A 5940-nucleotide genomic window follows, 5' to 3' on the forward strand; every position below is an offset into this window, starting at 1 on the left:
GTCCACGTGCCAATCTCCACGCCGTTCATCCACATCGTAATATCGGAGGGCCAATCCTCGTGGTGCAGCGGGGCCTCGGAGCATAGCTCCAGGCTGATGGCGGCGCTCTCGATGGTCGCCTTGGGCGGCAGCCGGTTGGGGAAGCGGTACTCCACGTAGCCGTTGTGGAACCATAGCAGTTGCGCGTTAACGCGCCCCGGCTCGAAGAAGGAGGCCGGGTCGTCGAACAGGCCGATGATGCCGGTGCTGCTGGCCAGGCCGCACGTGGGCGACACCTGACAATCGACAAACGCGCCGATGGGCATGGCGACCTCGACGCTCTTGACCTGCTCCGTGTCCCCACGGGTCAGCTCCACAACGACGACATCGTAGGCGCGGGCGCACACCTTCTGCAAGCCCCGCGTGGCCGGGCGCAGCTCGGTGTTGATCAGGCCAGCCTCCTCCAGCGCGTTCACGTGCAACGTCGCCGTCGAGGCGGGTAGATCCAACGCCTCGCCGATCTCGCTGATATTCAGAACCTGGGAACTGAGCAGCGCCAATATCTTCAGGCGTGGGGCGGAGGCGAGCGCCTTCAAGATAAGCTCGGGCGCGCCGTCGTCGTTGTCAAGCTCAAGGCGTAAAACGCGGCCGGTCGGGGTTGTGAACTCAGCCATACTTTGACCTTCTACAACAGCATAAATGGGCGCACTAAAACATAAATACCTATTGTAATGCATCCTGGCGGCTTGGCAATCAGGTAAATTTGTCACGCCGCCCTCGCAGTATTTGTACGAATCCGATAGATTAACTCTTGACAGAGTGCTCTAGTTAGTGCTAATATGCTTTATAACGGGTTCAACTGCGACAAATGTCGCAGTGGCAAGGCCAAAAGGCTTGGCCGACACAAAGGGGGTGATGCAATTATCTTCAAGACAAATTGACCTTTGACTATTACATCGAACCATCCACTCTCGTTTTAACAATCAGATCCGGTAAGGAGAAGTAAGAGATGAAAAGTTGGAAGCGTTGGATTCTCTTGGTTGTGAGTCTGCTGATGGTGCTGTCGCTGGCAGCCTGCGGCGGTGGCGGAGGAGCCACTGAGGAGCCGGCTGCTACTGAATCGGCCGCCGAGGAGCCTGCGGCTGAAGAACCCGCGGCTGAGGAGCCGGCCGCTGAAGAACCCGCCGCCGAAGAAGTCGCCGATACCTCCTCCTGCGGCCCCGTCGAACTCCAGTACTGGAACCCCTTCACCGGCCCCGACGGCCCATTCATGGGCGAAATGGTCGAGGCCTTCAACGCCTCGCAAGAGAACGTCTCGGTGGTCATGACCACCCAGAGCGAGTATTACACCCAGCTAGGAACCGCCGCGGCGTCGAACACGCTGCCCGACGTGGCGATCGTTCACGCCGACCAGGTGGCGACCCAGGCCTTCCGCAACGTCTTGCGGCCCATTGACGACGTCGTCACCGAGGCCGGCATCGACGGGGCCAGCTTCCCGGCCGACGTGTGGAACGCCGGCGAAGTGGCCGGACAGCGCTACTCGATCCCGCTGGACATCCATCCCATGACGATGTTCTACAACGCGGACTTGCTGAGCGCGGCCGGTTTTGACGCCCCGCCCACCAACGCCGAGGAGTTCGCCGCCATCGCCGGCGCGCTGACCGACGGCACGAACAACGGCTTCATGATCACCTCTGGCTTCCCCATTCGCCAGATCTTCGACATGCTGCTCTACCAATTCGGCGGCACCTCGTTCAATGAGGACGGCACCGAAGCGGCGTGGAACAGCGAGGCGGGCGTGCAGGCCATGGAGTGGCTGCTGCAAGCGCAGCGCGACTGGTCGCAGCCCAACCTGGAAGTTGACGCCGAACTGAACGCCTTCAAGGGCGGCACGGTCGGCTTGATCTGGAACGGCATCTGGCAGACGACCAACGTCACCGGCGAGGGCGTCGCGTTTGACGGCCGGGCCACAGCCGTGCCGCAGATCGGCACGCAGATGGCCGTCTGGGGCGGCTCGCACCAGTTGACGCTGCCCACGCAGACGGAGCCGGATCCGTGTAAGGACGCCGCCGCCGGCCAGTTCATCAAGTACCTGTTGGATAACTCGGTCACCTGGGCTCAGGCCGGGCAGCTGCCCGCCAACAACGTTGTTCGCGAGAGCGACGAGTTCAAGGCCATCGAGCCGCAGGCGTCCATCGCCGCCGGGGCCGAGTTCGTGTTCTTCCCGCCGTCCGTGCCGGGCATTACCGACGCGTTCGCCCCGCTGGACGAGGCCGTCGCCGCGCTGATGGCCGGCACGACCACCGACATCCAGGCCGCCCTCGACGATGCCGCCAATCGCGCCAACCAGATTCTGACTGAGAACCGCGATAATTATGGCGAAGCGCCGGGCGGTTGATGGAGAGTTGAGAGTTAGGAGTTAAGAGTTTGACCCCGTAGCGCAGCCATTCCTGGCTGCGTTACGGGGCGCTCAGGACTGATTTAAGAATTGAGAGTTGGGAGTTAAGACGGAGGAGTCTCATGGCGGCGACAACCACCGCGGCGGAACAGGTTGGGCAGCGGCGCTTCCACAGCCGCACCGGCAACACGCTTGTGCCTTACCTGTTCATCGGGCCTCACCTCATCTTTTTCCTGGTCTTTGTGGCCTATCCGTTCTTCTACGGTCTGTTTACCAGCTTCTTCCGGTTCGACTTCTTGCGCCCGGAGGCCAGAGAGTTTGTCCTGTTCGACAACTACGTGAAGCTGTTCACGCCCGGCAGCATACAGTTCCCGGTCTTCTGGAACGCCCTGGGGAATACGCTTGAGTTCGTGCTGTACAGCGTCCCGCCGCTGGTCATCATCCCTCTCCTGCTGGCGGTGCTGCTGAATACCAGTGTGCCAGGGCGCAACTTCTTTCGCGGCCTGTACTTCGCGCCCTGGGTGCTATCGGCGGCCGTCGTCGGGCTGCTCGGTTTCTGGATCTTCCAGAGCCAGGGCGGTCTGGTCAACTACTACCTGGCGCAACTGGGCATCCCGCAGCCGCGCTGGCTGTCCACCATGCCCTGGGCCTGGGTCTCCATCGTGCTCATCACCATCTGGTGGACGGTGGGCTTCAACATGATCATCCTGCTGGCGGCGTTGCAAGACATTCCCCGCCACCTGTACGAGTCGGCCTCCATCGATGGGGCTACGAACTGGCGGCAATTCATCTCCATCACGCTGCCCATCCTGCGGCCGGTGCTGGTGTTCGTCATCATCATCACCATCATCGCCTCCTTCAACCTGTTCGCGCAGCCGTTCTTCATGACCGGCGGCGGTCCGGCGCAGGCCACAGGCGGCGGTTCCACCGAGCCGGTCATGTTGCGTATCTACCGCGAAGGGTTCGAGCGCAACCAGTTGGGCATGGCCGCGGCTATGTCCTTCATCGTCGCCACCATCATGATCCTGTTCTCCTATACCAATTTCCGGCTGTTCCGGACCCGCGAGTAGCCTGTAACGCGGGATGGTATCCCGCAACCGAGGAGGTAGAGACCATGACTACACAACCCATAACGCCTCAGACAAGTCACGACGAGGCAAGAGGGGGGATGCGGCGCAGGCGGCTCATCAACAACACCCTGCTCCTGCTGCTGCTGATCTTCATCGGCCTCATGATCCTGGTGCCCTTGCTGTGGATGCTATCCACGTCGTTCAAGCCCAAGTCGCAATGGTTCTTGCCTGAAATCCATTGGATTCCCCTGACGTTTACCTGGGAGAACTATCAGAAGATCCTCAACAACGACACACTGCCCATTGCCCGCTGGTTCCTGAACAGCCTGTTCCTCTCCGGGGCGATCACGCTGCTGGTGCTGACCGTCGATTCGCTGGCCGCCTACGCCTACGCGCGGATGGAGTTTCGGGGGCGGCGCGCGCTGTTCGCGCTGCTGCTGGCGACGCTGTTCCTGCCCGGCGTGATGTTCCTCGTGCCCAACTTCCTGACCATCGCCCGGCTCGGCTGGCTGAACAACTACCTGGGAGTCATCACCCCGGCGCTGGCCGGCGTCTTCGGCGTCTTTTTCATGCGCCAGTTCTTCGAGTCGCTACCTCGTGAGTTGGAAGAGGCGGCCCAGATCGACGGGGCCACCCAGTTCCAGACCTTCACCCAGATCGCCCTGCCACTGGCCAAACCGGCGCTGGCGACGCTGGGCATCATCACCTACCTGGGGGCGTGGAACGACTTCCTCTGGCCGCTGCTCATCCTGAAAGACCGGACGCTGCTGACGCTGCCACCCGGCCTGCGCACGTTGCAGGGGGCCTACACGTCGGAGTACGGCCAGATGATGGCCGGGGCGGCCATCACGGCCGTCCCCATCCTGCTCCTCTACATCTTGCTGCAGCGCTACATCGTGGAGAGCGTGCAGACGACGGGGCTGAAGGGCTAAGAGGACTATGGCGTCTTCGATGAAACGATACTCGGCCGGCTTTCTCGTCGGGCTGCTCCTACTCCTGCTGGCAGCCTGCCAGTCCACGTCACCCCCGACCGGCGAGGCCGTCGAGCCGACTGCGCCGGCGGCGACCGCGGCCCCGTCCGACGGTGAAGCCGCAACGGCAGCCCCCGCTGAGGGTGAGACCTTCCAGAACCCGGTTATCCGGCGCGACTTCGCCGACCCAGGCATCATCCGCGTGGGCGATACCTACTACGCCTTCTCCACCAACGCCGCCAGCCGCAACGTGCCGCTGGCTACCTCGACCGACCTCGTGAACTGGGAGTACCAGTCCGACGCCATGCCCGCCCTGCCCTCCTGGGCGCAGTTGGGCGGCAGCTACGTCTGGGCCCCGGAGGTGATCGAGATCGACGGCCGCTACAACCTCTATTTCACCGCCCGCGACAAGGCCGCCGACCGGCAGTGCATCGGCGTGGCCGTCAGCGACAAGCCGGAGGGCAAGTACAAGGACGACAACGACGCGGCCCTCGTCTGCCAGGTGGCGGAGGGCGGCTCCATCGACGCCAGCCCGTTCCGCGACGCCGACGGCACGCTCTACCTCTACTGGAAGAACGACGGCAACTGTTGCAGCCTGCCGACATATATCTACGTCCAGGAGATGAGCCCCGACGGCCTGAGCCTGGTGGGCGAACCGACGCGGCTGATTCGCAACGAACACGCCTGGGAGGGGCACGTCATCGAAGCGCCGACCATGTGGCAGGAGGAGGGCCAGTACACCCTCTTCTACTCAGGCAACGACTATGCCGGCCCGCCCTACGCTGTGGGTTACGCGCGCTGCGAGTCAGCCCTCGGCCCGTGCGAGGCCGCGCCGGAGAACCCCATCCTGAGCAGCGTGACCGACGGCTCCACGCCGGTGATCGGCCCGGGGCACCAGACGATCATCCTGGATGAGAACGGCGAGCCGTGGATGGCTTATCACGCCTGGCAGGTCACGTCTTCCGGCACGCGCGGCGGGTCGCGCTACATGTGGCTGGATCGCCTGACGTGGGACGGCGACACGCCCGTCATCAACGGCCCGACGACTGAACCGCAACCCGTTCCCTAGCGCCATGCCCGTCGCCACGACCCGCCGCGTGACGTACCAGAACCCCGTCTTCGCCCGCGACTTCCCCGATCCGTTCGTGCTGAAGTTTCGCGGCGAATACTGGGCCTACTGCACCGGTTTTCAGCCTGACGGGCGGGTCTTCGGCATCCTGCGCTCGCGCGACCTGGCGCAGTGGCAAGAGATGGGCGGGGCGATGGCGCCGCTGTCGGGGGATCACTCGTGCTACTGGGCGCCGGAAGTGAGCTACGACAACGGCCGCTTCTACCTCTACTACAGTGTGGGCGACGAGGCCACCATGCACCTCCGCGTCGCCACGGCGACCGACCCGGCCGGGCCGTTCACCGACGCCGGGGTGCGCCTGACCCGCGAGCCGTTCGCCATTGACGCCCACGTCTTCACCGCGCGGGACGGCCGCCGCTACCTCTTCTACGCCACCGACTTCCTCGAGCACCA

The 5940-nt window shown here is 63.5% G+C and carries 6 protein-coding genes; 5 read left to right on the top strand and 1 reads right to left on the bottom strand.

The window, feature by feature from the left end:
* A partial coding sequence (locus ACE3UY_RS16540) for an ArsR/SmtB family transcription factor (protein ID WP_374688595.1) occupies window positions 1–653 on the bottom strand: 653 nt, incomplete at its 3' end.
* Between the two features lie 335 nt (window positions 654–988).
* Between ACE3UY_RS16540 and ACE3UY_RS16545 the strand changes: the two genes are divergently transcribed.
* The 5 genes from ACE3UY_RS16545 to ACE3UY_RS16565 form a co-directional block, all read left to right on the top strand.
* The gene (locus tag ACE3UY_RS16545; RefSeq protein ID WP_374688596.1) at window positions 989–2377 is read left to right on the top strand and encodes an ABC transporter substrate-binding protein; all 1389 of its coding nucleotides are present in this window, start codon (window positions 989–991) and stop codon (window positions 2375–2377) included.
* Between the two features lie 122 nt (window positions 2378–2499).
* Window positions 2500–3447 (top strand): carbohydrate ABC transporter permease, encoded by a 948-nt coding sequence (locus ACE3UY_RS16550; protein ID WP_374688597.1) that lies wholly within the window; start codon window positions 2500–2502, stop codon window positions 3445–3447.
* Between the two features lie 44 nt (window positions 3448–3491).
* Entirely contained in the window at window positions 3492–4379 is an 888-nt protein-coding gene (locus tag ACE3UY_RS16555; RefSeq protein ID WP_374688598.1) for a carbohydrate ABC transporter permease, read from the top strand.
* A gap of 19 nt (window positions 4380–4398) precedes the next feature.
* Window positions 4399–5487, top strand: a complete 1089-nt coding sequence (locus ACE3UY_RS16560) for a glycoside hydrolase family 43 protein (RefSeq protein ID WP_374688599.1) — start codon at window positions 4399–4401, stop codon at window positions 5485–5487.
* A gap of 4 nt (window positions 5488–5491) precedes the next feature.
* On the top strand, window positions 5492–5940 hold a 449-nt coding region (locus tag ACE3UY_RS16565; RefSeq protein ID WP_374688600.1), incomplete at its 3' end, for a family 43 glycosylhydrolase.

Origin of the sequence: Promineifilum sp. (SeqCode), assembly GCF_041918635.1 — a bacterium.
Lineage (GTDB): Bacteria > Chloroflexota > Anaerolineae > Promineifilales > Promineifilaceae > Promineifilum.

Bases quoted from the DNA above. Each gene is read 5' to 3' on its own strand.
- ACE3UY_RS16555 (WP_374688598.1), top strand. From the start codon at position 3,492: ATGACTACACAACCCATAACGCCTCAGACAAGTCACGACGAGGCAAGA.
- ACE3UY_RS16560 (WP_374688599.1), top strand. From the start codon at position 4,399: ATGAAACGATACTCGGCCGGCTTTCTCGTCGGGCTGCTCCTACTCCTG.
- ACE3UY_RS16550 (WP_374688597.1), top strand. From the start codon at position 2,500: ATGGCGGCGACAACCACCGCGGCGGAACAGGTTGGGCAGCGGCGCTTC.
- ACE3UY_RS16545 (WP_374688596.1), top strand. From the start codon at position 989: ATGAAAAGTTGGAAGCGTTGGATTCTCTTGGTTGTGAGTCTGCTGATG.